The following is a 24,827-nucleotide window of genomic DNA, read 5'->3' on the forward strand; positions in this document are numbered from 1 at the left end:
GCCAGCGTTCGTCCTGAGCCAGGATCAAACTCTCCAATAAAGTTGAGAATGTGATGCCCACGGATGGGCAAACATCGACGTTGCAACAGGACGTTGCGACGTTAGCCGATGATCCTTTATAGCTCATTACAAGCTAGCTTACTTACTAAATCGAAAAGAAATCTTTTCGGGCCCCGCGAAAGTATTCGGCATTCGCTACAAAGCGACTCGTCACTTTCGTGGGTAATTTTTATATACTCGCACACATTCGAGTGTTACTGTTCAGTTTTCAAGGAACTCTTATCGCGTTAGCGACTTTCTTATCTTATCACATCAAAACCCGATTAGTCAACAGCTTTTTTCGTGTTTTTTATGATGACTTCCGCTAACACGTATTAAGACAAAAAAATAAAAGCCCGTCGCAACGGACTCTTAACAATTTATCATGTGAAAACAATTATGTCAATGCTCTTATAAAATAAATTGTTTTATAATAACCAGCGTGGCCAACCCCGGAAATCCTAAAAAGCCGGTTACCGTTACTGTCACAGGATTAATTGGAATTTCAAAAGAAAACGATTCGGCCACAAGATTAAAGAGAAAAAGGATGATGCTCCCGATTACGAGGTTCCCCACTGCCCAACCGATCCATCTTACCCAGTTCCAGGCAGCCTGGTTCATCAATATAAAAACCAGACCTGCTACGGCAATCACAATACCAATGGTTATGCTATCCACTTTCCCTCTCCTTTCCTCTCCGCTTTCATGCGTACGCTATCCGACTTCACATTATTGAAAGAAATAAATCAATACGGTAATCGTATTGTTCAACGCATGAAATAAAACTGCTGCCCAAATGCTCCCGTAATAATACCGCAGAAATCCAAGCATTAACCCCATCGTGAATAAAGGAGGAAACAACACCGGATCTACATGAATAACGCCAAACAACAAACTGGAACCTAAAATTCCTAAAATAGCACCAAAGCGCCGGGTCAGCGCCGTTTGCAGCACACCTCGGAACATCGTTTCTTCCGCAATCGGCACAAACAGTCCTACCAAAAGAACTTGAGCAATTCCGGCCAACCAGCTCACACTTTTGGCCTGAATCACTTCTCCGGAAATTTGTTCTTCTCTCCAGGAATCTAATTCAAAGTGAAAATAATCAGCAATAGGAACAGTAATAATCGAGTCCAGCAAAAAAGTGGAGAAAAGATAAAAAAGGATGACCATGAAAAATAATTGCTTTACCTTGATAGGGCGGACAAACCCAATATCATGAAGTCGATTCCCAAAAAGAAGTAGAGCAAACAAAAACATCATAACCTGAGGAAGAAACCCTTCAACGAATCCTCCAACAGACTGTTCGGAAAACCACGGATAGGGAAAAAACATATACAGCACGATAATTACACCATAAGACATCTGGTATAAAGCAAAATAATATATGGCATATTTCCCTGATACACCCGTTTCCCAGCCAGGAAATTCATTCCTTGTCACCTTTAGTAGAGCGGGAATGTAGAGAAAAGCCGGTACGACGCTAAAAAAAAGCGTGCTCAATAGAAAAATGGCTCCCATCCGCGTAGGCTCTTCCGACGACTCTACGCGCCATTTCCCCTGCTCCGTAACTACCCACTGTAGAGAGGAAAATTCCAACATCAGGCTACTCATATACCCAATCAGCAGGAGCAGGGCGGAATAAAATGCTATTCTTTCCCACCGCTCATGTCTATTCACATACTCACCTCACCGTCTGTACAAACATATTCACTTTGTCCAAAATAAAGAACAAGCCAAAGAAAAAAGCGGCAATTCAACATACATGGGTTCCCATTCTCAAAAGAACGACCACGATGTTGAATCCACCGCTATTCTTGCTTTAAAAAGTGGCCTTCTACAGCTCCCGTCTTCCTTCCAACGCTTTCGAAATGGTTACTTCATCCGCATATTCTAAATCGCCGCCAACCGGAAGACCGTGTGCAATCCGGGTTACACGGATACCGAATGGTTTTACCAGCCTGGAGATATACATCGCTGTAGCTTCTCCCTCAATATTTGGGTTCGTGGCCAAAATTAGTTCTTTGACCTCTTCGTCTTCCAATCGACGAAGAAGCTCGGAAATGCGGATATCTTCCGGGCCTATCCCTTCCATAGGAGAAATTGCCCCATGCAAAACATGATAATATCCATTATATTCCCGTGTTCTTTCCATCGCAATCAAATCTTTCGGCTCTTGCACAACACAAATCACTGATTTGTCGCGGGATGTATCCGAACAAATTCGGCAAGGATCTGTGTCAGTAATATTCTGGCACACAGAGCAGTACACGAGATTACGTTTAGCATTCACCAACGCCTTAGCGATTTCGAGAACATCATCTTCCTTCATACTTAGCACAAAAAAAGCCAGGCGCGCTGCCGTTTTCGGCCCAATGCCTGGCAATTTCATAAATCCGTCAATCAATTTTGCTATCGGTTCGGGATAATACACGAGTGTCTCCCCTATATCTTTAGAATAATCCCGGAAGGTTCATACCCCCGGTGAATTTGCCCATGCTTTTCGATACCATTTCATCAGCTTTGTTCATCGCTTCTGTTACTGCGGCAAGCACCAGATCTTCAAGCATTTCTACATCATTCGGGTCCACTGCTTCCGGTTTGATTTTAATGCTCATAATTTCTTTATGGCCGTTAGCTATTACGGTTACCATGCCGCCACCGGACGTACCTTCCACCGTTTGTTCTTTCAAATCTTCTTGCGCCTTCTGCATTTGTTGCTGCATCTTCTTCATTTGTTTCATCATATTTTGCATATTTCCGCCACCAAACATATTCGTTCCTCCTAATCTTTTATGTCTACCAGTTCTTCACCAAACAGTTTAACCGCTTCGTCAACCACAGGCTCAGATTGCGCTTCCTCTTGCTTTGTTTCTGCACCCTGTTCTTGATTAGACACGCCTACAGAGGCGCTAATCTCTTCCCATTGATTTTCCATCAGCGTAAACAATTCAACAGGCCGGTTGATAAATCCTTTTACCACTTCTTCAATTAACTGCTTATTTAATTCACGGGCCGTCGTTTCACAGTGAATAACGCTCTTAAAACATATGACCAAGCCATCCTGGGACAATGCTGCAGGCCGTCCATCCAGAAGCCATGCATGTAGACGCACACTCTTCGACTTCACTTGCTGTAGAATATCCGGCCAGATGGAACGCAATCGCTTCAGCTGTGGTTCAATTGAAGCCGAAGCTACTTCTCGAATCCTTCCGGTTGGAATCTTAACAGTCTGCTGTAGGCCGGAACGCCGTGGTTCTCTGCGCGGGCTCGAAACGGCCGTCTCCTGTCCACCTACGTTTCCATGCTCCAGCTGCTTAATCTGCTTCTCCAACATATTGATACGCTGCTTTAGCTGTTCTACCTCTTCGGAACTCATTTCCCCAACAGATGTCGCCTCGGTCTGAGCGGCAACATGGGGCTTCTGTTCGCCAATCTGACAAAGTTGAATGAGGATAAGCTCCAACATAATCCGTGTCTGGCTAGCTCGCTTCATATCATTTTTGGCCTGATTCAGCTTCTCAATGATAAAAAACAAACGAGAGGTATCAAATGCATCGCCCAGTTCTTGGAATCGCTCATCCAGCATCATGCGATCTTGAATTTCTTCCAACCGAGGAGCAGTCTTATACAGCAATAAATCACGGAAATAAAAAAGCAAGTCATCCAGAAACTGCTCCGGACTCTTCCCATTCTGCACCAATTGCTGCACTACGTTAAGAGCTTCCGCTGCTTCTTCTTCCATAATATAACGTGCTGTCGAAGCAAGCATTGTTTGTGAAGCAGAACCAGTAATAGCCATTACATCTTCAAGCTCAATCTGCTCTCCTCCAAAAGATAGCGCCTGATCGAGAAGACTTAAAGCGTCGCGCATACCACCTTCTGCCATACGGGCAATAAACGTTAGCGCCTGATCTGATATTTCAATATTTTCGGCAATCATCGCCTGCTTCATTCGCTCTACAATTTGCGCGCTTCCAATTCGACGAAAATCGAACCGTTGACAGCGTGAAATAATAGTAGCCGGGAGCTTATGAGGATCGGTTGTCGCCAGAATAAAAATCACATGCGCCGGCGGTTCTTCCAATGTCTTCAACAATGCATTGAACGCTTCCGGTGTCAGCATGTGCACCTCGTCTACGATATATACCTTATATCGAACCTGAGTAGGAGCATATTTCACTTTATCCCTTATATCGCGAATTTCTTCAATCCGTCGATTAGAGGCAGCATCAATCTCCATTACATCCACAACTGAGCCTTCTGTAATTCCCCGGCAAGCAGCGCATTCATTGCAAGGCTCCTCTGCGGGCCCTCGTTCGCAGTTTACTGCTTTCGCCATAACTTTTGCAGCGCTGGTCTTTCCGGTTCCCCTCGGTCCATTAAACAGATATGCATGGGAGAACCGCTGTTCTTTAAGCGCATTCTGTAATGTCCTTGTTACATGTTCTTGGCCCACGATATCATTAAATGTCTGTGGGCGCCAAATTCGATACAATGCTCGATAAGCCATCTTGTATCTCCATCTTTCTTACGTCGCATTTTATACTTAATCCATTTTACATTATATCATTTTCTTTACTTTACGGAAAAGAGAAAGAGGAAGATTAGCAGGAGGGGAGAAGGATATGGAAAGTCGTTCCGTATCCTTTGCTCGATACACGGATATTGCCACCCATATCATGAATGATTTTTTGGCATACGGGCAGACCGAGTCCCGTACCCTCTTCTTTTGTCGTAAAAAACGGCTCGAAAATTTTATCCGCCAAATATGGAGGAATGCCCTGTCCTGTGTCGCTAATCGTAATTTCGACATGACTTCCAGTGTGGAAAATCCGCACTGTTAATGTACCTCTACCTCCCATAGCTTCAATGCCATTCTTCGTAATATTTAAAAATACTTGCTTCAACAGCTCACTATCCCCCATAACCATGGGCAATGAACTTCTTTTCTCCATTACTACTTCCACGCCACGAAGCAACGCCTCGTTCTCTACAATTGGCAAAATCTCCATGCATACCTGTTCAATATCTACAAGCTTGTATTGAATCTCCTTTTGCTTACTTAACAACAAAAATTCACTTACAAGATCGTTGATGCGTTTAATCTCAACAAGCATAATATCGGTGTACCCTTTTTCTTTCTCCATTCCGACTTCAGCCAGCGATTTGCGCATCATTTGCAGAAACCCATTAATAGATGTAAGCGGGTTGCGGATTTCATGGGCTGTACCAGCTGCAATCTGTCCAATCATGGCTAGTCTGTCACTCCGCTCGATTTTATCAGCCAAGGAATGCATATTAGTGACATCCTTAAATATGTAGTATCCCCCTTTAATTTGTCCGTTCGTATCCCGCAGTACGTCTGAGTCCACAATTAATTCGATCCGTTGATTTCCATTAAACCAGGAATATGCCTTATCGGACACCGAAACTCCTTTTAATACTGCAGAAGAAATAAAGCCCTGATTTTCCTTCATTCCGGGAATTGCATCATCAATCACCCGGTTGATGACATACTGCTTCTCTACGCCCAATATTTTGCAAGCTGTCTCGCTAATTTCAGCAATCTGGGCATGTTCATCCACTATAATAATTCCCAGATTAATATTTTTAACAACGTGCGTATAAAAGCTTGTCCATAAGGATTGTGCGGGAGCTTCTTGAATTGTAGGCAGCAAAAAACAATGACGTGCTATTTCCTGGTCATTATCACTGCAGATAATCAAATCACACATGCAAGTCTCTCCAGAGTGCAGCTTTAAAAGCCCGCGTGGCATGCGGTCTGATTCGCCATTGCAGTGATTCAGCCAAAAGGTAAAACCTTCCTTTACCACAAATAGATCATGAAAAGTTTTCTCCTTAATTCCTTCGTATGTATGGCCGGTAGCCTGAAGCAATATCGAATTGGCTTCCACAACTCTTCCCTCTTTATCCAAAAAAACGGCAGCAAAAGGGAACTTATGCAATTGATGTTTCATCTGGTCCATATTAATTTCTAATTGAAACGAATGTCCGGACATTGTTCTTTCACCTCACTGCCGGAGATATTTACCATACTGAATATATTCTGTTTATTTTCACAATTTCCTTTTTGCTTTGCAACAATGTCATATAAAATTAAAAGCCCCCGGTATATAATACCGAGAGCTTTATAAAAATAGAGCCGCACACCTGTCGTCGATACGCTCATCCGGGCGGCCCCGTGCAGTTAGCTCAAGCTAGGCTGCCCTGCGGCACACGGAAGGATCCACTTATGGCTGCTTCCTTCCGGACCTGACCAGGTTCATGGGTTCCCGTTGCGCAGGACCCAGCTCTCAACACCACTTACACAGACCTGACCCCACATGAAACGCACCTCAGACAGGAATTCAACCCCGCTACAGCGGATTGCGGGTACAGGGCACCGCTACCTCCCCGTCTAGTGCGACAAACTTATACACGATAGTTATGCAGCATCGCTGCCTAATCATCTTATCAAAAAAGAAAAGGTAAAGCAAGCCGTTACTCTAACGCTCATTACCGCAATTTTTGCTGCTTCAGGCAAGAGTTGTGTGGTTAGCTATCTTCTTCCATTTTATCGAAATTAACCAATTTGTTAACTTCCTGAATTACCTTGGATGCTTTCGTGAACGATGTTTTGTTATCTGTAATATATGTATTTACTTCAACCAGAATACCTGTCACTTCCGTCAGGTCAAGCGCATCCATATATTTCTGTAGTTCTGTTATTTTTTTCATTGCGTCATACGCTAGTTGCGTCGTGTATGGCTGTTGCATCATTGTTGCAAGATCAGCAGTCATAACCCGTACAACAGGAGCGATTTGCCCCCTAGACGGTGAAACATCCTCCGGAATCTTTATCGCTCGCCCTTCACGATTAATAACGATGCCATTCGTATACTTGGCATCTCCGTTGAATGGATCAATCGTCATCTTGTCCGGCCGACCTTTCCTCGGCTTCTCCAATGGCTTCTCAAAAGGTTGTTCAATTACAGAAAATACAGTTTGTATCTTATCGAGGCGAATGTCAGAAACCGGGATTTTTGGCTTCTGCACTTTCTCATACACTAAACTTTTACGCATTTCCTCTTCATATTGAGATGGGGTAATATTCTCATCGATGTTCACCTGATATGGTGGTTCATTGGTAGGCATAATATCTGGAATATTTTGCTCTTGAGCTTCCACATTCTGTAATATGGAAGACGCTGCAAATACTCCAACACTGATAACGGACGTAGCGATAACCAGGGATAAAACGACGTTTCTCTTTCTCATTCAGGATTCTCCTCTTTCTTACTTGAAAAGGAAAAGCCGTATCCGCGAAATTCTTGCGTATCTCTTTGTATTAGCCTAGGAATTTCTTCTCTTTTACTAAAGAATAAGCGTGCTCTACAAGTCGAATTTCCCGAATGCTCTCCCAATCATTATCTATCTCTTCTATAATGCAACGGACTAGCCCTGTATAGCAAGCATGCATATCATCTTTTGTCAGGCATGCTTCAAAAACTGCACGATAAATATCTTGTTTCGCCACGGTATCTCCTCCAAAGGACGGATGAAAATTGGTTAAATAGTATTACTTAGGATTTTAAGTTACAAATGTTGGTAAGTAAAGAGATTCGACAAAACATCCCACTAAATTACGTCAAAATTCAAGAAATACAACTTTATCTGCGTCCCACAGGCAGTAAACTCCCACTGGTGGAAGTTTTACTTTATAGAAGCTATGTGCACCATATGCTTTTTTTACCCATAATTTTTTATACTCTACAAAAAAAGCTTCGACCGTCATCCAAAAGTCGAAGCTTTGCTTTCTTTTCCCAAGTTATAGGCTTTACTGATTAAACTATCCGGCACTTCGTTCATGCAATACGCTCTGCATCAGAATATGTAAAAGACATTCCCCTACAGCAATGCCTGCGGCAGCAACGAGAGAAACAAATACTGTGGGTGTATCTGAATTAAACAGGCCAAGCCCTGTTAACCAAATAACCAAAAATGCAATTACAAAATCAAAAGCTGTGGCTACCAAATTATTGGTAAGTGGTAAAATAACTAGATCCCCCATGTAATAGCTTATTACGCAGAGAAGGAAGCTAATCATCAATATATCTGGTATCTCTTCCTTATAAATCAGACCTAAAATAAATGCTAAAATTCCAGTGACCGCCACAACTTTTATTGCTATGGTGTCTATACTTTCAAGCGGTTCCCTCAATGCCATCATTCCTTTTACAATTTCTTTTCATCTGTATGGTTACATCATTTGTTTGATTTTATTCGTAATGCGCCCGCGAGCCAATAAAAAACGCGCGGGCGCTATCGGTCTTTTTCGCCGACATATCGTTTCTTATCCATTAAAAACCCCTGCATGCGACATTTCGCAAGCAGGGGTGTACGTACCGTATGTATGGCGAAGATGGAGGGATTCGAACCCCCGCGCGCCGCAAGACGCCTAACTGATTTCGAGTCAGTCCCCTTCAGCCGGACTTGGGTACATCTCCATATGCATCTTCTCTTTAGACTAAAAAATATCCTACCATATGTACGCGAAATAAATCAATGCTCTGTTTCCTTATGCCACATGGATAAAAGTTTTGTAATTACCACTTTATTTTGCAAGCCCCCTATTTATCACAGGGGGCTTGCAAAATCGACTTATCCTTGTGCCTGATCCGTTGTATTTACCGAGGCCGTAGCTTGCGCCTGAGATAATTGTTGTTGAGCTTGCTGAAGCTGTTGTTGAGCTTGTTGAATGGCTTGTGGATTTGCAGCAGCTTGCGCCTGCGTTAATGCGCTCTGAGCCTGAGAGACGGCATTTTGCGCCTGTATAACCGTAGCTTGTGCCTGCTGACTTGCTTGTGCGTTTACGCTTTGGGATTGTGGTGCTGTATTCATTCCTTGTTGAGATTGTTGGTTAGGCATAGGAGATGCCCCTTTCTTCATTATTATTTGTGCTTTACAACACTTTGTTAGTATGAGCGGTTTGTTTTTAATTTATCCCAGCTTTGGACATTAATTGTTCTTACAAACTAAGAACAGGGATAGAATCGAGTTTCGTGTATTTCTTTGCACCTTCCATACTCGGATGGCGCTTTTCTCTTTTGATATTGATTTTCTGATTCTTCCATTTTATAATAATAAGCGAATTTGTACTGACTAGTCAGTTTAAAAAGAGGTGGGAATATGCGCGCAAAAACGAGAGAACTGATTTTTCAAGGTGCTCTAAAAGCCTTTGCCGAAAAAGGCTTTAACGAAACAACAATGGAGCAAATCGCTGAAATCTGCGGAGTCGCAAAAGGCACGCTCTACTACAACTTCAAGACAAAAGAAGACTTATACATATTCGTAATGGAATCCGGGGTACAGAATTTCACTGCCCTAATTCAGGATTACATGGACGTAGTGAGCCCTGATGATTTCCGCCAGCGCACTATTCGTCTGATTGAAGCACATCTTGATTTCTTCCAGAACGAACAGGACTTCTGTCGTCTGTTACTCAGCCGCGGCTGGGGAACACAGGAGCGACACCATACGATTCGCCATGTTTTACAAAAATACTTCGTCCTTCTGGAACAAGAGTTACAGGCTGCGAAAAATAACCAAAAGCTTCATTCCGGTATAGATGTGGCAGTTACCGCCAGCAGCCTGTTCGGCATGATTGGATTTACCGCCATGCGAGCCATCATTCATGAAGAGGCACTCGATAATTCCAGTCTACGCTATAGTCTGCAGAATCTGGTTCTGCATATGCTAGGAATCTATGAAGAAGAGTAACACCATGAAAAGGTAGAGGAGGAGAAAATATGAGGGGACTTCGTATCACTATGTTTACCGCCATGACTCTGCTTATTGGCGGCGGCGCATATGCGCTATCTTCATATGGGGAAAGCGGCCGTATTAAAGCGGCTTCTACCAGTCAACCTACCGCCTACGTAGAAGCAACGAACATGAACGCAAGCTTCAAAATGGGGGGCCGAATTAATGAAATCTATGTTAAAGAAGGCGACCACGTAAAGAAAGGCCAATTGCTTGCTCGCCTGGAGAGCAAAGAGTTACAGGACAAAGCATCTCAGGCACAAGCTGCACTAGAAGCAGCCAACGCCGGTGTCTCACAAGCTCAGGCATCCGTATCCGCAGCGGAAGCGAAGAAATTACAGGGCAGCAATGCAGTAAACGTAACCGCTGATACAGTAGAACGACAGGTCGAACAAGCGCGCGCCGCCGTTAAAGCCGCACAGGCACGTGTAGACGCACTGAAAAACGGCGCCCGTAAAGAAGAACGCGAACAAGCGAAAATTAAAGCAGACGCCGCTAAAGAAGCGTATCGTTTGGCGGAAGATAACTATACTCGCATGAAGACCTTGCTTACACAAGGAGCCGTATCACAGGCCAAGGTCGAGGAAGCGGAATTGAGCTATCAGAAAGCAAAAGCGGAATACGAAGCTGCACAAAAGCAATATGAGATGATAGAGAATGGACCGCGCAAAGAAGAAATTCAAGCCGCTGAAGCTCAGCTAGAACAAGCCAAAGCCGCAGTAGCACTTGCCGAAGCAGGCAAAGGAGAAGTCACGTTGCGCCAGGATGACGTACGAGCAGCCGAAGCAGGCATCTCCCAGGCTTCCTCCTCTGTATCCTCGGCGAAGGCCAACGTCTCTAAGGCTCAGGCTGCACTAAATGAAGCGAAAACGTACATCAACTATACTGAACTTCGCGCTCCGGCGGACGGCATTATTACTTCCCAGTCTGCACAGTTGGGTGAACTGGTCGGCGCAGGCTTCCCGGTATTTACACTGGAAGCAACGAAAGATCGCTGGGCCAAATTCTATTTCCCAGAGACAGAGCTGGGTTCTTTGAAAGTCGGGGATGAGGTCCACATGAAGCTTATCTCTACCGGTAAAACCGTAAAAGGAAAAATTACGGTTCTCCAGCCAGCCGCTGACTTTGCCATTCAAAAGCCAAGCCAACATACGGGTGATACGGATGTGCGCTCTTTCGGCGTGAAGGTGACGCTAACTGACTTGCCTGACACGGCAGCGACCGGCATGACGCTGCAATGGCAAGGTATGGGGGCGAAATAACGATGTCAGCTCCGCTCAAAGTGGGAAACATCATCCGCGAGGAGTGGTTAAACATTCTTCGTGACCGACGCCTTTTCGCTATTCTTTTTCTCGTTCCGTTGCTCTATACAGCGCTGTTCGGCTATCTATATTCCAATCAGCGTCTGGTAGCGATTCCGACCGTTGTGTTTGATGGCGACAATAGTCAGCTTAGTCGACAAATCATTCAGGCGTTCGATCAGACGGAAACGTTCCGTATTACGAGCCATACTCTCTCGGAAAGTGAAGTGGAACGGACAATCGAGAACGGGAAAGCGCGCGTCGGCATTATCATTCCGAACGACTTCTCTACCCGTTTAAAACACGGAGAAAACGTACCGGTGCTGACTTTTGTGGATGGAAGCAATATGCTGTTCTCCAACTCGGCGACACGTGCTGCCAACCAGGTCATCACTACCTTCAGCTATGGGGCTTCCTCTATAAAGCTGAAACAGCAAGGATTAAGGGACGAACAAATCACGGCAACATTTTCTCAGATACCGTTCCGCTCTCGCGTATTATACAATCCGATGTTTAACTATAACGACTTTCTCGTATACGGCTTAATTGGCGCAATTCTGCAACAGGTGCTTCTGCTCGGTGTAGCGTTAACGGTGACACGTGACAAGGAACAAGGTACTTGGAATCGGTTTGCGGTCTGGCGCGGTCTTCCCTGGCGTATCGCTTATGCGAAAACAGCTCCTTATTTCTTGATAGGTGTGGTTAACAATCTAAGCGTATTCGTACTGTCGCTATATGTATTTCACCTGCCGTTCCGCGGCTTGTTCCTACCAGCGATGGCGCTCGGCGTAAGCTTCGTATTTGCTCTGCTCGGCATCGGATACCTGGCAAGTCTGTTCTCCGGCAATCAGGTAGGTTCTACTCAAACTACAATGCTCATCGCCGTCCCATCCTTTCTATTATCGGGCTTTACATGGCCGTTTGAGGCGATGCCCTATGCGCTCAATGTAGCCGGCCACCTGCTACCGCTCACATATTTTCTGGACGGGGTACGCGAAATTTTCATTAAAGGGCATGGGTTTGAGATGGTTTGGCAGGATTGCGTAGCTATGGGCTTAATGGGGGCAGTCACGTATTTCATTGCATTTCTGCTCACTCCATTATTCATCAAGGCAGACAAAAAATCTGAAGCAGATACAACCCCTTCCCTTTCTGTTTAAGCCATAAAATGAAACTTCACTCAGTGAGAATATTACTGCCCGTTAAAGCAGGGTAAACAAATCATACAGAAAAAGCGCGAATAGCTCGTAAAAATACGGCATTCGCGCTTTTTCATATTCAAGAAAATCATCTTCAGTTACTCAGTCACTTTCTTTTTTCGCCGTTCTCGCAACGAACGGAAGAAGTTTTTGAGTAGTTCACTGCATTCTTCTTCACGCACGCCCTGTATCATCTCCACCTGATGATTAAACCGCTCTTCCTGTAGCAAATTCATCAAACTTCCCGCACAACCAGCCTTCGGATCCATCGCCCCATATACGATCCTGGGTACTCGTGCCTGAACAATCGCACCTGCGCACATTGGACATGGCTCAAGCGTGACATATAGCGTAGCTCCGATAAGGCGCCATCCTCCCATCGTCTCGCTCGCTTCCTTTATAGCGATAAGCTCCGCATGGGCCAGCGGGTCCTTCGCTGTCTCCCGCAGATTGTATCCTCGGCCTACTACCTGTCCATCTTTTACAATGACCGCACCGATGGGCACTTCCCCTAACGCCTCCGCCTTTCGGGCCTCTGCAATCGCAAGCCCCATATAATACTCATCGTTCATATTTTTCACCATATCTACTCTGTTTTCAGGCCGGAAAATAATAGCGCACGGGCTGGGGCGGCTTCCGTTTCTAGTACTTTAATGGGGGCGATGACCATAAAGTACGCACCTTCAGGTACATCACCCAGACGAAGCCCTTCTACAATGATACTACTTGCCTCAAATAACGCTTTGTGGGTCGGATGTCCGGATTGATCACGCTCGATGCCCGGTGCATCGATGCCTACACCACGTACGCCGGCTGCCGCTAAATACTCTGCTCCATCCGCAGCCAGAAATACAAATCCGGAACCGAAATCATCCGTTAAGGAATTTCGCGTTTTCAGGAGAAGGAATTCGTCTTTCTGGGGCGCGAATCTTTCCAGATCACCCTTCGTAATTTTATCTTCGACAGCTGTGACATCAAGCACCCGACAAGACCCAACGAGCCGTTGAATCGGGATGGTCTCCATCGTTCCACCGTCGGGCAGCATGTGTAGTGGAGAATCGACGTGCGTTCCTGTATGCATGTCCATATCAATCCGTGATTCATATGCAGAAGCCTGAGTAAAATTCTGCACCACACGGATAGCAGGCTGCTTTTCTGACTTGTTTTTGTAGGTTACCATGCCAGAATGAATGGGCATCGATATATCATATAATTCATACATTGTTAGCTTTCCCCTTTTCGGTATTTCTGCTGTTCCACCGCTTTGATTGTTTTTCTTTCCTCGGTACTTTCACCCGTCCACCATCTTTTTCCGTCATTTATAATCATCTTGTATGATTCGGCAGGCCCCCACGTACCTGCGGCGTATTCTTCCGGGGAACGTGGATTTTTATCCCATGCGCGCCGAATCGGATCAATAAACTTCCAGGCCAGGGATACTTCATCCCAACGTGTAAAGAAAGTAGAGTCTCCAAGCATAGCGTCATGCAGTAGGCTTTCGTATGCTTCTGGCGGTGCGTCCCCGCAATTATTGCAATACTCCATCCCAACCGGCACAATCTGACTATCCGCTCCTTGCTTCTTGGCGTTCAGCAGCAATGTGATGCCTTCTTTCGGATTAATACGGAAAATAAGTAGATTCGGGGTTAAATCATCATTTTTGTTAAAATATAAGCGTTTTGGCAACGCCTTAAACTGAATAACGATTTCCGTCACTTTCTCCGGCATTCGTTTGCCGGTACGAATGTAGATAGGTACGTCTGCCCAGCGAAAATTATCGATGAACAATCTAGCCGCCACGAATGTCTCCGTTGTGGACGCCGGATTAACGTTTGACTCTTCTCGATATGCGCAAACCATGCCTTGCCGGCCTTTTCCCTCCGTATACTGCCCGCGTACGACATGCCTGTCCACTTCTTCTTCGTTGTAGCGACGAAGCGCGCGCATAACTTTCACTTTTTCGTCGCGGATCGCTTCAGTATTTAACCTGCTCGGCGGCTCCATACATACCATCATGACCATCTGTAGCATATGATTCTGCACCATATCAAGCAGGGCACCCGCGCGGTCATAGTAAGAAGCACGGTCTTCGACCCCTACCGTCTCGCTGGCGGTAATCTGAATATTGTCGATATGTCGATTATTCCAAAGCGGTTCGAACATAGAGTTAGCAAATCGGATAACCTGTATATTTTGTACCATTTCCTTACCTAAATAATGATCGATACGGTAGATTTCCTCTTCCGCAAATGAACGCTTAATCTCTTCGTTCAGCATTTCTGCTGAAGCATGGTCATGACCGAATGGCTTCTCGACAACTAACCGCTTCCATCCTGTTGTATTCGTAAGTCCACTACGCTTCAGATGGTTCGATACAGTTCCGAATAGCTGAGGCGCAATTGCCAGATAAAACATCCGGTTGCCCGTAAGCTGCATCTTCCTCTCTCTTTCTTCCACCACAGCTAACAAGGAAGCGTATGCGTCCGCTTCCATAATGTCAAACGCTATGTAATCAAACCGTGCAGCAAATCGCTCCCACTCTACTCCTTCTTGCAAAGGTAAACGCCCAAACTCAGAAACCGCTTCTCTGACAAACATGCGAAATCGAGAGACTTCCATCTCCGTTCTTCCGATCCCGATAACGGCAAACTCGTTGTTCAAATGACCGTCCAGGTACAAATTGTAGAGAGCGGGAAACAGCTTGCGCTTGGCCAAATCTCCCGTCGCACCGAAAATAAGGAAAACAAAAGGCTGGATAGAATCGTGTTGGGTAGACAATCGCGGCACTCCTCACCTAAAAGATTTTTCCGTTAATCAATCATCTACATTATACCTTATCTTATCCCGCCTTCCGCCTGGTAATGTAGATAGAGGGCCTGATAAAAAAATAGAAGTCCCTCTGTCTTATGGTAAGACAGAGGGATAGATGACTTGCTGTTTATACTCCGGCAAGTAAGAATTCGCGGAACCCGAGCAATGCTTGCGCAAACTCCTCCGGTTTTTCCAGCATGATATAATGACCGGCACCTGCGACCGTTTTTGTCTGTATGTTACCGTTCAATTCCTTCGCCTTTTCAGCAGCACCTTTCGGCAACAACTTATCCTCCGAACCATAGACAGCTAGGATTGGAACGTCTAGCTTCGCGAAAATGTCCGCACCTCTATATTCGTTGCATGCACGGAAATCATCATGTACGACGATCGTCTCAACCCAGGAGAGCTGCTTTTGTTCTTCTTCAAGAAGTTCAGGTGTTACCTCTTTACCATAAGAAGCTTTAAAAAGAAAATCCGGGAACGTCCCGCCCGCCAAATCTTCGAGAATTTTTGGATGCACTGGCATCTCATAATGACTGGCATCCAGCACTAATCCCTTAACATCGGGATTGCGGGCGGCCATCTCAATGCCTACCATACCGCCCATCGAATGCCCTACCACGATCACATCCTGACCTGCAACTTGTGCATTGGCCCACTCTGCATATTCTTCAATCGTGTTGCAGCGGCTTCCCGTATTCTCACCGTGGCCAGGCAAGTCGAGTGTTAGGCAAGAAATATTGCCTAACCTTTCTTTCAAGCCGCGAAATTTATCTTTAGTCCCACCCGCGCCATGAATTAATACAAACGGAAGCTGTCGGGATACGCTCATCGCTCTCCTCCTACATGATGGATTTTGAGATAACTACACGTTGAATCTGGTTGGTACCTTCGTATATCTGGGTAATTTTCGCGTCGCGCATCATGCGCTCCACAGGAAACTCCTGAATATATCCATAACCGCCCAGGATTTGCACCGCATCTGTCGTTACTTTCATCGCGACATCTGAAGCGAATACTTTAGCCATGGAAGCCAATCGCATCATGGCTGGGTCCTTACCTGTATTGCCCAAATTATCTAGCGCGCTGGCTGCTCGGTATACAAGTCCGCGCGCCGCCTCGATCTGCGTTGCCATATCCGCCAGCATGAACTGAATACCCTGGAATGAGCCGATGGGTCGGCCGAATTGCTCGCGCTCTTGCACATACTCCAGGCAAACATCAAGTGCTCCCTGTGCAATGCCAAGCGCCTGCGCCCCGATTCCCGGCCGCGTTTTATCCAGTGTCTTCATTGCGACAAGAAAGCCCTGACCTTCTTCAGCGATTACGTTCTCTTCCGGCACACGGCAATCCTCGAAGAAAAGCTCCGCGGTTGGTGAACCTTTAATACCCATCTTTTTTTCGATTTTACCAACAGAGAGTCCTGGTGTTCCTTTTTCGATTAGAAAAGCGGTAATACCCTTATCTGTTTTGGCGAAAACGGTGTACACATCGGCGATATTACCATTAGTAATAAAGCATTTCTGACCGTTTAGACGGTAATATGCGCCGTCCCTTTCCGCCCGGGTCTTCATACTTTTCACATCAGAACCGGCGCTCGGCTCAGTCAAACCGAAGCAAGCTAGCTTCTTCCCTGTGGCAAGATCAGGCATAAAGCGCTGTTTCTGTTCCTCATTGCCGCTAAGAAGCACTGGAAGCGAACCGAGTTCCTGTACGGTAATAATTTGGGAAGAAGAAGCGCATACTCGCGCTACCTCTTCGACAATCAGGCAATACGTCAGCAAATCCAAACCAGCGCCACCATACTCTTCCGGCAGATTCGCTCCTATATAGCCATATTCACTTAGCAAGTCCTTAATATCGAACGGGTACTCTCCCTTCTCATCGATCTCAGCTGCACGGGGCTTAATTCTCTCCTGCGCAAGCTTATAGATGCCCTGTTGAATCTCTCTTTGCTCTTCTGTTAATGCAAAACTCATTTTACTTTGCACCTTTCGTATAATCGTAGAATCCCTTACCCGTTTTGCGGCCCAGATGTCCAGCGCGCACGAGCTTACGTAGCAGTGGAGCGCTACGATACTTGGAATCCTGCGTTTCTTCATATAGGGAATCCTGTACATACAGGAGCGTATCGAGGCCAATCAAATCAGCTAGCGCCAGCGGTCCGATCGGATGATTTGCGCCGAGCTTCATGCCTTTGTCGATGTCTTCCGCGCTTGCCGTACCTTCCATCAATACGAAAATCGCTTCATTAATCATAGGTACGAGTATGCGATTCACTGCAAACAGTGGCGCTTCTTTCACATCGATTGTCTCTTTGCCCATTGCTTCCACGAGCGCTTTCGCTTCCTGGTATGTTTCTTCAGCCGTGCTCTGGCCGCGAATCAACTCTACCAGCTTCATTACCGGTACCGGATTAAAGAAATGAACACCAATGATTTTCCCTGGACGTTTCGTTACACTGGCGATTTCTGTTACACTCAAGCCTGATGTATTCGTCGCAATGATAATATCTTCACCGGCAACTTCATCAAGCTTTTTGAACAATTCTTTTTTCAATTCCATGTTTTCGCTAACTGCTTCGATAATGAAATCTACATCTTTTAAGCGATCCCATTCAACCGTTGTCGTGAGTGCGCCTTCGAATTCCTGTTTCTTCTCTTCCGTCAAGCGACCTTTCTCAATGCTGCGGTTCCAGTTCTTCTGAATGCCGGACAGTCCACGGTCAAAAAATTCCTGCTTCTGTTCTACCGCTACAACCGTATATCCCGCTTCTACAGCCGCCTGTGCAATTCCTGAGCCCATCGTGCCAAATCCAATTACACCAATTTTTTTCGCCATCTCATATCTCCCTCTGCTTTCTTACTTATTTATTTTGGAAATGAGGGTCTCTGCGCTCAAAGAAAGCAGCCACCCCTTCGTTCTTATCTTCTGTCAGGCAAATCTCTCCAAACGCCTGTGCTTCCAGATTCAGTCCTTCTTCAAGTAACGTCGCAAGCCCTTGATCGATAACCCGCTTCGTCGCCTTCACTGCGATAGGTCCCCGCTTCATTATTGTTTGCGCCCATTTTCTCGCTTCCGTCAGGGCATTTTCATCTACGAGCTGCTCTACTAACCCGATACGGTATGCTTCTTCTGCAGAAACAAACTCACCAGAGAAGATAAGCTGCTTTGCTTTGCCCGGACCTACCAGACGGGCGAGACGCTGTGTACCGCCGTATCCTGGAATAATGCCCAGCTTCACTTCTGGGAGCCCAAGCTGTGATTTGCGACTGGCTACACGAAAATCACATGCCAGCGCCAGTTCCAGCCCTCCACCTAATGCAAATCCATCGATCGCGGCGATAACAGGCTGCTTCAATTCAGCAATACGCTGAAAAACTGCCTGTCCCCGTTTGCAGAGCTCTATGCCCGCTTCTCGGTCCAATTCAGGGAATTCCTTAATATCCGCACCTGCAACAAAAGCTTTTTCTCCTGCACCAGTAATGATTACAGCATCACAATCCTCGCCAATGTTATGTAGAATTTCATCCATCTGAGCAAAGAACTCTTTGTTCAACGCATTAACCGGCGGCGCATCAACCGTAATCGTACCTAACCGGTTATCTAATTCCCATGTGACTTTCATCGCTTCGCACCTCCATATTATCTATTCGATTATGTTCCTCATTTATATAAGATTATTTTAGCAATAATAATGCCAATTCGGATAATTCTTTTTGTTATATGTCTAAAAAACGATATGATATATGTGAATTCTTTTTTCCCTATTTTCTTTTTATATACTAAAGAAACAAAAATTTGTTTCCATAGGATATATTTTTGTTTCTTTAGTATATGTTTGTTTCCTATAGATACAATTCCTTTCTTTATTTGATGTTATATTTTTTCAATTTTTGATAGAAGGCTTTGCGGCTAATACCAAGCTTTTGAATAGCTTCCGTGCGCGTTCGACTTGTTTTCAATACTTCCTCCAGCATCTCTCTTTCCGTTCTCTCAATAATGCCAGGAAGGCTCATCTTATTTGTCTTACTCTGTACTGTACTGTCTGTGATGTTTTCTCCCCGTTCTGCTCCTTCACGCACAAACGAAGGGATATCTTCCGGCACGAAGTACGATTTTGAACAGATCGCAATCATTCTCTCAAGCACATTATGCAACTCCCGAATATTACCAGGCCAATCATATCGCTCAAATATTTCATATACTTCCTGCGTCACCGTGATCTGCTTCTTATAGGTAATGCGAAGTTTGCCCAATATGTTGTTAACAAGAATCGGCAAATCCTGCTTACGTTCGCGCAAAGGGGGAATATGTATGGGCACAATACTTAATCGGTAATACAAATCCTCCCTAAACTTTCCCTCCCGGATTAATTCTTGCAGATTCTTATTCGTAGCAGCGATAATGCGCACATCCAGAGGATGGGTAGTCGTTCCGCCTACCTTCATAAATGTTTTCTCCTGAAGCACGCGGAGAATTTTTGCTTGCAGGAAGAGGGAAAGCTCTCCGATCTCATCCAAAAACAGCGTACCACCATCCGCCAGTTCAAAGAGTCCTTTCTTGCCACCTTTCCGTGAACCGGTAAATGCTCCTTCTTCAAAGCCAAATAACTCACTTTCGAATAATGACTCCGGCAGGGACGCCATATTAATCGCAACAAATGGCTTGTCTCCTCGCTGGCTAGCCTCGTGTATAGCACGGGCAAATACTTCTTTTCCAACTCCTGTCTCTCCATACAACAGCAGCGTTGCTTCTGAATCGCTCACCTTTTTAGCGACATTTACCGCCTGCCGCATGCCGGGCGCATGACTTTCCAAAAGAGAGAAGATTTTTTCGTGCAGTTGCTCTTCTAGCTTTGTAGAATATGTTTTATACTTGTTCAGCTCTTCCTGCAATCCATAAAACTCGCTAATATCCTTCATAATGGCAACTGCTCCGATTAGCTCCCCTTTTTCGAGCAGCGGTGTAATATTGGCGAAAATATGAACATTAAGGGAATGCAAGTAACTATAATCGTTAATTAGCGGCTGGCCCGTCTTTATCACCTCCAGAATACGGGCTCCGGGCTCAACCTGACTCAGTTTTCGATTAACGATTTTATGTGCAGGTACGCCGAACTGTACGGAATACGCCGTATTAACATAGACGATGGTGCTGTCTTTACTAATGACCAGTACCGCATCATGCAGTGATTCCAATATAGAAAGCAGATGCTTCTCCAGCTTCATCATGCTCACCCCCTCTTTCTTACTCTATTGAAAAAAGGGCACTTCCGCACCCTTCTTATCTAACTGCCGCATCCACCACCACAGCTGCTTCCACAACTACTTCCCCCGCTACAACTGCTACCTCCTCCACTATCATTACAATCGCTATTCGAACTGCAATTGCTGCCTCCACCGGACGTATACGTTGAACAGCCAGAGCTTGAAGCACCGGCCGCTACCGCTTTACTCTGCATTTCCATGCCCAGCATAAGCTGCATTTCCCTTTCAAAATCCTTTGCGCTCAGCAACGAATACAGAATAGCTGCTACCGCCACTTTTTCCAGATTGCCATAACGGGTTCGGTTCTTCGTTTTTTTGGCAAAAGCTGATGAATCAGAAGCAGCTTCCTTCAGCATGTCATGCAAATGACCTGCCAAATAACGGGTTTCTTCCGCTACGAACGGATGGTCACGAAATAGCATATCGTGAATATCGGCTTCGCCTCTCTCGCTTAATTCACGGGCTGTCTGTCGGTTCAACGGCGAACGAAAGAAGGTACCCCAGATATCCCAGCTAGCGGAATGGACCTCGAATAGCAAACTGTACAGCACATCAAAAAGCGCACGTTCCTTAGGATTTGGTTTACGCTCAACATGCGGCTCATGATGAATCATCTCACCAGCCACAGATACACAAAGCTTTTCATATTCACGTGTAAACATCAGCATTTCATGCCAAATTTCATCCACGTCTTCGCTATACATCGGCACGGATTTATATAGCGACGCCATCAGAAAATATCGTTTCCACTCAAATAATATCCAGCTGTACATTTTCTCCGTCCAGTCCGGATGCTTTGCCATCACTCTCATCTTAATAACCCGGCCGAATTCGCCATCCATGGTACTCTCCAGTCGTCCCACCATTTCATGCAACGGCGCATGCAGAAGCAAGTCCAGCTGTTTCGGAATTGGCTTTTTAAAGCTTTTTGGAACGTGGCGAAGCGGAATTTTTATTGGTTCCGATTTTCTCGTCATCCTTTTAGAATTTTTGCTTTGCTTAAGTAATATGAAGAATGCTACTAACAAACACATAATAATTGCAAGACTCCATTCCATAAGGTTCGCCTCCTCATGTACATAATGTAACTAACGGGTATATGGTATATATCTGTATATTTAACTATACGAAAAAATATAAATAAAGTAACAAATACAAAAAATTCCGAATTAAAATTCTATTAATTTCTTGAAAGTTGTGCTAGATCATCTTTTATGATCCTCCTATAATAATATAGTGCAAATGATTGAATAAGGCGGGGAATAGAATGAGTCGGTTAAAATCGATATTTACGCTTTTTATGACCATGTCACTAATTGCGTCGGTATATATTCTTATTTGCCTGGGAATTTCCCAAATTTAAACCCTATATACAAACCAAGGTGGTTCCGTTTGACGGAACCACCTTTTTTAATAGATAAGAAAGAACGGCAACACCCGCAAGTTTTTCTTATGCCTCTTGTGATATGTGTGCAAGCTTCTCCATAATACGGCGTTTACGGTAGAGCATCATACCTGTTTCGGCCACATCTTCGATTGTGGACTTGTTTAAATAAGCGCCAAATACAATGCCAGCTATAGGCACGATCTGAAACAATTTTTTCCATCCAAAGTTATCCCTGTATGCTAGCACGACCTCGCGCCATCCCTGCAATTGCGACAGCGTCTGCGTATTTTTCTGCCCTTCTCCATATGCGGACAATTCATCGATAATAGCTTGCTTGCCGACTACATCAGAGGAAGCGAACTGCATGCATTTAACAATAAACAGCCTCTCCTCCCGTTCTTTCGGATCATATCCGTATGCAACAGCAACTTCTTGCAGCACCTTTAATGACAGCCCAAGCAATGCCGGAATATCAACTGCGAGGGTAAAAATTCCACCGATTCCGGTTGTCGCCCCCTGAAAAATAGCGATTTTTTTACGTGAGTTTCGCAGCTCATCAGCTACTTTATCCATATCCTGCAATGAGCGTTCTGCGACGTCCTCTACCTGAAGCACTTCCCGCAACGCACTACCGTCCGAAGATTGAGTCGGAAAGCGCCCCAATACTTCTCGTTCGCTGATGAGATATCTTCCGCCCGTCTGAATATAGTTTCCCACTTCATCTAACGCCTGGCCAATTTTCTCATGCACGAAAGCCGGAGTAATGCGATCAAGCAATTTAAACGGGATGCGGCCTAGCTTCTCCCAAAACCATAAATCTTTCTGCTCATTTTCCCACTTTTTAACCTTTTCCAGCTCTTCCTGCAAATAGCCGCGTGTTTCCATGCGCTCACTCCTCTTTATATTTTTACAGCGAGAGGTTCTTCTCCTTACCACGAAACAATTTTCGGAACAACGAAGCGCCGAACGATTTGACCGAGAAGCCGGGTCCTTGCTGCTTCGCATACCTCTTCTTGACAAACTCAATCACCGGGCGCGGAATTTTCTTGTGGGCGATAAAGCGATAGAACAGCCGGTACCCTTCTTTCAGGTGCTCCCAGCGTCTGTCATTTCCCTCTCGTACATATTCCGATACATCAATAAGGCGTATACCGTTATCCTGCAGAATAATATTTTTCAAGTGAATGTCCCTCGGATTCAGTCCCCGTTCACGTGCATATTGAATCGCTGCATCCACCTGTTTAACAGCAGCTTTCGGGATATATATACCCTCGATAAGGCAATCATACAGATTCGTTCCTCGCTCATAACTCAATACAATAAAGTTTGGCCCTTTACCATAGAAATGGGGGAAGTATGGATTCTCACCCAGCATCCGGTAGGCTTTTTCTTCATTCTCTAGCTTCTTTTCTCTTCCCGGAGCATATACCTTATACGCATAGAGCGGATATTCCGAGTGTACAAAAACAGCCGCATCCGTACCCAAGCCTACACATGTTATTTTTTCCGGTACGTATACGACCTGTACCAGTTCATTATCGCCGACCGTCGTAATCCTCACCTGCTCCATAAGTGGAACAATCTGTTTCCAGGACATAATTCACAACCTTTCTTTCCACTTTTTGTAATATGATTAACAAAAAAAGACCTTCACACACCTCCAGAAAAATCTGAAAGAATGCGAAGGTCTTGCTTACCCTACTAAAAATATGGGCTCAGCATACCGAGCGGAACCATGCCGCTGTATTGACGATATACTGACCGGCACATGTCCGGTAGCTACTCCCCTTATATGCGAGGCATCCATGTCCTCATATTATACCTATACTCATTATATTATACCTTTTAGAAAAATGGAAAGTATAATTTGTTTCATTTGGCTTAAGGCCGACTTCTGCCTCCGTCTCGGGACGTAGCGAAAATCAAACGGCCGCCCGTTATGCCGAGATGCTAGCCGGGATATTATATAGACAAGAGCAGAACACGCAAAACAAAAAGATAAAGGAGGCACACACATGAGGAAGAAAGGTTCCTATCTCTTCGGAATGGGGATGATGGGTATCGGTACAATTATGCTGTTAGGCATTTTAAACCTCGGTTTTCTCATCCCACTGTTTATCGCAGGGCTCTTCATCTATGTAGGCTGGAATATCATTAAGAGAGCACAGGGAGAAAAGCCGATGCAACCGATGTCAAATCCGTTTCAGGATATGATGCCACACCATCCATTTGACACTAGGAAAACACATCATGCCGATGAAATTGATTTATGGGAAAAAGAAATGAACCAAGGAGGGACAAGCCAATGAGCCTGTTCAAACGCGTACGTGATATTACAACAGCGACAATGCACCAAGTACTGGATCATGTAGAGGATCCGGTGGCGATGCTCAATCAGTATATGAGAGATATGGAGAGTGAAATCTCGCAGGCGGAGCTTGCCATCGCACGCCAAATCGCGGTCGAAAAGAAATGGAAGATGATGCTTGAAGAGGCTGAAGCCCGCAGCGAAAAACGGGAGCGCCAGGCGCGTCTTGCAGTAGAGTCTGGGGATGAAGCAATTGCCCGCCGCGCATTGGAAGACAAGCTTATCTGCGATAGCAAAGCAGAAGAATATCGAAAACAGTACGAAATCGCACGCCAGCAAACAATCCTGTTACGCGAACAGCTGCAGGAGCTAAAAGACAAATTCTATGAAATGCGAAATAAAAAAGCAACCCTACTATCCCGTGCCAATGCAGCACGTGCAAGTAAGCAAATGAATCAAGCCCTGTACTCTATCGATACGGAAAGCGCCGCTAAAGGCTTTTCACGCATCGAAGAGAAGGTAATGATGATGGAAACAGAGGCAGAAGCAACCCGCTACATACGACCTGCCTATTATTCACTGGAAGAGCAAATGCGGAATGATGAGCGGAATGCAAAAGTAGAGGAAGCCCTACAGCAATTAAAAGCGAGCCGACAATAGCATTTACGTCCACCTAACAAAATC

At 45.2% G+C, this 24,827-nt stretch carries 26 protein-coding genes, 1 tRNA gene and 1 other RNA gene; 5 read left to right on the forward strand and 23 right to left on the reverse strand.

Annotated features, from left to right (window positions below; genetic code table 11):
- Positions 1-450: 450 nt before the first annotated feature.
- The 12 genes from AF333_RS25715 to AF333_RS25770 form a co-directional block, all read right to left on the reverse strand.
- Complete coding sequence (locus tag AF333_RS25715) at positions 451-717, reverse strand: pro-sigmaK processing inhibitor BofA family protein (protein ID WP_052520259.1); 267 nt, start codon at positions 715-717, stop codon at positions 451-453.
- A 51-nt stretch (positions 718-768) separates the two neighbouring features.
- Complete coding sequence (locus AF333_RS25720; protein ID WP_052520260.1) at positions 769-1,719, reverse strand: CPBP family intramembrane glutamic endopeptidase; 951 nt, start codon at positions 1,717-1,719, stop codon at positions 769-771.
- A 157-nt stretch (positions 1,720-1,876) separates the two neighbouring features.
- Positions 1,877-2,473 (reverse strand): recombination mediator RecR, encoded by a 597-nt coding sequence (gene recR / locus AF333_RS25725; protein WP_043063617.1) that lies wholly within the window; start codon positions 2,471-2,473, stop codon positions 1,877-1,879.
- A 19-nt stretch (positions 2,474-2,492) separates the two neighbouring features.
- Complete coding sequence (locus AF333_RS25730) at positions 2,493-2,813, reverse strand: YbaB/EbfC family nucleoid-associated protein (RefSeq protein ID WP_043063618.1); 321 nt, start codon at positions 2,811-2,813, stop codon at positions 2,493-2,495.
- Between the two features lie 11 nt (positions 2,814-2,824).
- Complete coding sequence (dnaX, locus tag AF333_RS25735) at positions 2,825-4,552, reverse strand: DNA polymerase III subunit gamma/tau (RefSeq protein WP_043063619.1); 1,728 nt, start codon at positions 4,550-4,552, stop codon at positions 2,825-2,827.
- A 94-nt stretch (positions 4,553-4,646) separates the two neighbouring features.
- Positions 4,647-6,062 (reverse strand): PAS domain-containing sensor histidine kinase, encoded by a 1,416-nt coding sequence (locus AF333_RS25740; RefSeq protein ID WP_043063620.1) that lies wholly within the window; start codon positions 6,060-6,062, stop codon positions 4,647-4,649.
- A 143-nt stretch (positions 6,063-6,205) separates the two neighbouring features.
- Positions 6,206-6,469: signal recognition particle sRNA large type (gene ffs, locus AF333_RS32415), an RNA gene on the reverse strand.
- Between the two features lie 128 nt (positions 6,470-6,597).
- Positions 6,598-7,320 carry a hypothetical protein gene (locus AF333_RS25750; RefSeq protein ID WP_043063622.1) on the reverse strand — a complete coding sequence of 241 codons (723 nt, stop codon included), beginning with the start codon at positions 7,318-7,320 and terminating at the stop codon, positions 6,598-6,600.
- Positions 7,321-7,390: 70 nt separating this feature from the next.
- Positions 7,391-7,579, reverse strand: coding sequence for a hypothetical protein (locus AF333_RS25755; protein ID WP_021619691.1), 189 nt, complete (start codon positions 7,577-7,579; stop codon positions 7,391-7,393).
- 312 nt (positions 7,580-7,891) lie between these two features.
- Positions 7,892-8,272, reverse strand: a complete 381-nt coding sequence (locus AF333_RS25760) for a DUF2512 family protein (RefSeq protein WP_052520261.1) — start codon at positions 8,270-8,272, stop codon at positions 7,892-7,894.
- 184 nt (positions 8,273-8,456) lie between these two features.
- Positions 8,457-8,549 (reverse strand) — tRNA-Ser (locus AF333_RS25765).
- A gap of 154 nt (positions 8,550-8,703) precedes the next feature.
- Positions 8,704-8,970: a DUF1090 family protein gene (locus AF333_RS25770; RefSeq protein WP_052520262.1), complete on the reverse strand. Its 267-nt coding sequence runs from the start codon at positions 8,968-8,970 to the stop codon at positions 8,704-8,706.
- Positions 8,971-9,231: 261 nt separating this feature from the next.
- On the opposite strand from AF333_RS25770, the gene AF333_RS25775 reads away from it, so the two are divergent.
- The 3 genes from AF333_RS25775 to AF333_RS25785 are packed head-to-tail and all read left to right on the forward strand — an operon-like array spanning position 9,232 to position 12,325.
- Positions 9,232-9,822 (forward strand): TetR/AcrR family transcriptional regulator, encoded by a 591-nt coding sequence (locus tag AF333_RS25775; RefSeq protein ID WP_043063623.1) that lies wholly within the window; start codon positions 9,232-9,234, stop codon positions 9,820-9,822.
- 29 nt (positions 9,823-9,851) lie between these two features.
- A complete protein-coding gene (locus AF333_RS25780; protein WP_043063624.1) occupies positions 9,852-11,126 on the forward strand; it encodes an HlyD family secretion protein in 1,275 nt (424 codons plus the stop codon).
- Positions 11,127-11,128: 2 nt separating this feature from the next.
- Entirely contained in the window at positions 11,129-12,325 is a 1,197-nt protein-coding gene (locus AF333_RS25785) for an ABC transporter permease (RefSeq protein WP_043063625.1), read from the forward strand.
- 137 nt (positions 12,326-12,462) lie between these two features.
- Here AF333_RS25785 and tadA read toward each other — a convergent pair whose 3' ends face one another.
- From tadA to AF333_RS25840, 11 genes are all read right to left on the reverse strand, one after another.
- On the reverse strand, positions 12,463-12,948 hold the full coding sequence (gene tadA / locus AF333_RS25790; RefSeq protein WP_043063626.1) for a tRNA adenosine(34) deaminase TadA: 486 nt from the start codon (positions 12,946-12,948) through the stop codon (positions 12,463-12,465).
- Between the two features lie 2 nt (positions 12,949-12,950).
- Positions 12,951-13,586: a cyclase family protein gene (locus AF333_RS25795; protein ID WP_043063627.1), complete on the reverse strand. Its 636-nt coding sequence runs from the start codon at positions 13,584-13,586 to the stop codon at positions 12,951-12,953.
- A gap of 2 nt (positions 13,587-13,588) precedes the next feature.
- Positions 13,589-15,142, reverse strand: coding sequence for a glucose-6-phosphate dehydrogenase (zwf, locus tag AF333_RS25800; protein WP_074715419.1), 1,554 nt, complete (start codon positions 15,140-15,142; stop codon positions 13,589-13,591).
- A gap of 160 nt (positions 15,143-15,302) precedes the next feature.
- Complete coding sequence (locus AF333_RS25805) at positions 15,303-16,010, reverse strand: alpha/beta fold hydrolase (RefSeq protein WP_043063628.1); 708 nt, start codon at positions 16,008-16,010, stop codon at positions 15,303-15,305.
- 10 nt (positions 16,011-16,020) lie between these two features.
- The gene (locus AF333_RS25810; RefSeq protein WP_043063629.1) at positions 16,021-17,157 is read right to left on the reverse strand and encodes an acyl-CoA dehydrogenase family protein; all 1,137 of its coding nucleotides are present in this window, start codon (positions 17,155-17,157) and stop codon (positions 16,021-16,023) included.
- 1 nt (position 17,158) lies between these two features.
- The gene (locus AF333_RS25815; RefSeq protein ID WP_043063630.1) at positions 17,159-18,019 is read right to left on the reverse strand and encodes a 3-hydroxybutyryl-CoA dehydrogenase; all 861 of its coding nucleotides are present in this window, start codon (positions 18,017-18,019) and stop codon (positions 17,159-17,161) included.
- A gap of 25 nt (positions 18,020-18,044) precedes the next feature.
- A complete protein-coding gene (locus AF333_RS25820) occupies positions 18,045-18,806 on the reverse strand; it encodes an enoyl-CoA hydratase/isomerase family protein (RefSeq protein ID WP_043063631.1) in 762 nt (253 codons plus the stop codon).
- Between the two features lie 241 nt (positions 18,807-19,047).
- On the reverse strand, positions 19,048-20,409 hold the full coding sequence (locus AF333_RS25825) for a sigma-54 interaction domain-containing protein (protein WP_043063632.1): 1,362 nt from the start codon (positions 20,407-20,409) through the stop codon (positions 19,048-19,050).
- 59 nt (positions 20,410-20,468) lie between these two features.
- Positions 20,469-21,506: a glycine-rich domain-containing protein gene (locus AF333_RS25830; protein ID WP_043063633.1), complete on the reverse strand. Its 1,038-nt coding sequence runs from the start codon at positions 21,504-21,506 to the stop codon at positions 20,469-20,471.
- 392 nt (positions 21,507-21,898) lie between these two features.
- Complete coding sequence (locus AF333_RS25835) at positions 21,899-22,720, reverse strand: EcsC family protein (protein ID WP_043063634.1); 822 nt, start codon at positions 22,718-22,720, stop codon at positions 21,899-21,901.
- A 22-nt stretch (positions 22,721-22,742) separates the two neighbouring features.
- On the reverse strand, positions 22,743-23,432 hold the full coding sequence (locus AF333_RS25840) for a serine/threonine-protein kinase (protein ID WP_043063635.1): 690 nt from the start codon (positions 23,430-23,432) through the stop codon (positions 22,743-22,745).
- A 418-nt stretch (positions 23,433-23,850) separates the two neighbouring features.
- Between AF333_RS25840 and AF333_RS25845 the strand changes: the two genes are divergently transcribed.
- Together AF333_RS25845 and AF333_RS25850 are read left to right on the forward strand one after the other, a co-directional pair.
- Positions 23,851-24,144, forward strand: coding sequence for a hypothetical protein (locus AF333_RS25845; RefSeq protein ID WP_043063636.1), 294 nt, complete (start codon positions 23,851-23,853; stop codon positions 24,142-24,144).
- Positions 24,141-24,803 (forward strand): PspA/IM30 family protein, encoded by a 663-nt coding sequence (locus tag AF333_RS25850; RefSeq protein WP_043063637.1) that lies wholly within the window; start codon positions 24,141-24,143, stop codon positions 24,801-24,803. Before AF333_RS25845 ends, AF333_RS25850 begins: the two co-directional genes overlap by 4 nt.
- Positions 24,804-24,827 lie beyond the last annotated feature (24 nt).

The sequence above is a fragment of the Aneurinibacillus migulanus genome, from assembly GCF_001274715.1.
Classification (GTDB): domain Bacteria; phylum Bacillota; class Bacilli; order Aneurinibacillales; family Aneurinibacillaceae; genus Aneurinibacillus; species Aneurinibacillus migulanus.

Coding starts and splice junctions, on each gene's coding strand:
- AF333_RS25835 (WP_043063634.1), bottom strand. CDS start 22,720: ATGGAAACACGCGGCTATTTGCAGGAAGAGCTGGAAAAGGTTAAAAAG.
- tadA (WP_043063626.1), bottom strand. CDS start 12,948: ATGGTGAAAAATATGAACGATGAGTATTATATGGGGCTTGCGATTGCA.
- AF333_RS25780 (WP_043063624.1), top strand. CDS start 9,852: ATGAGGGGACTTCGTATCACTATGTTTACCGCCATGACTCTGCTTATT.
- AF333_RS25730 (WP_043063618.1), bottom strand. CDS start 2,813: ATGTTTGGTGGCGGAAATATGCAAAATATGATGAAACAAATGAAGAAG.
- AF333_RS25805 (WP_043063628.1), bottom strand. CDS start 16,010: ATGAGCGTATCCCGACAGCTTCCGTTTGTATTAATTCATGGCGCGGGT.
- dnaX (WP_043063619.1), bottom strand. CDS start 4,552: ATGGCTTATCGAGCATTGTATCGAATTTGGCGCCCACAGACATTTAAT.
- AF333_RS25810 (WP_043063629.1), bottom strand. CDS start 17,157: ATGAGTTTTGCATTAACAGAAGAGCAAAGAGAGATTCAACAGGGCATC.
- AF333_RS25770 (WP_052520262.1), bottom strand. CDS start 8,970: ATGCCTAACCAACAATCTCAACAAGGAATGAATACAGCACCACAATCC.
- AF333_RS25795 (WP_043063627.1), bottom strand. CDS start 13,586: ATGTATGAATTATATGATATATCGATGCCCATTCATTCTGGCATGGTA.
- AF333_RS25785 (WP_043063625.1), top strand. CDS start 11,129: ATGTCAGCTCCGCTCAAAGTGGGAAACATCATCCGCGAGGAGTGGTTA.
- AF333_RS25830 (WP_043063633.1), bottom strand. CDS start 21,506: ATGGAATGGAGTCTTGCAATTATTATGTGTTTGTTAGTAGCATTCTTC.
- AF333_RS25825 (WP_043063632.1), bottom strand. CDS start 20,409: ATGAAGCTGGAGAAGCATCTGCTTTCTATATTGGAATCACTGCATGAT.
- AF333_RS25840 (WP_043063635.1), bottom strand. CDS start 23,432: ATGTCCTGGAAACAGATTGTTCCACTTATGGAGCAGGTGAGGATTACG.
- AF333_RS25845 (WP_043063636.1), top strand. CDS start 23,851: ATGAGGAAGAAAGGTTCCTATCTCTTCGGAATGGGGATGATGGGTATC.
- AF333_RS25775 (WP_043063623.1), top strand. CDS start 9,232: ATGCGCGCAAAAACGAGAGAACTGATTTTTCAAGGTGCTCTAAAAGCC.
- AF333_RS25850 (WP_043063637.1), top strand. CDS start 24,141: ATGAGCCTGTTCAAACGCGTACGTGATATTACAACAGCGACAATGCAC.
- AF333_RS25740 (WP_043063620.1), bottom strand. CDS start 6,062: ATGTCCGGACATTCGTTTCAATTAGAAATTAATATGGACCAGATGAAA.
- AF333_RS25815 (WP_043063630.1), bottom strand. CDS start 18,019: ATGGCGAAAAAAATTGGTGTAATTGGATTTGGCACGATGGGCTCAGGA.
- AF333_RS25750 (WP_043063622.1), bottom strand. CDS start 7,320: ATGAGAAAGAGAAACGTCGTTTTATCCCTGGTTATCGCTACGTCCGTT.
- AF333_RS25760 (WP_052520261.1), bottom strand. CDS start 8,272: ATGATGGCATTGAGGGAACCGCTTGAAAGTATAGACACCATAGCAATA.
- AF333_RS25820 (WP_043063631.1), bottom strand. CDS start 18,806: ATGAAAGTCACATGGGAATTAGATAACCGGTTAGGTACGATTACGGTT.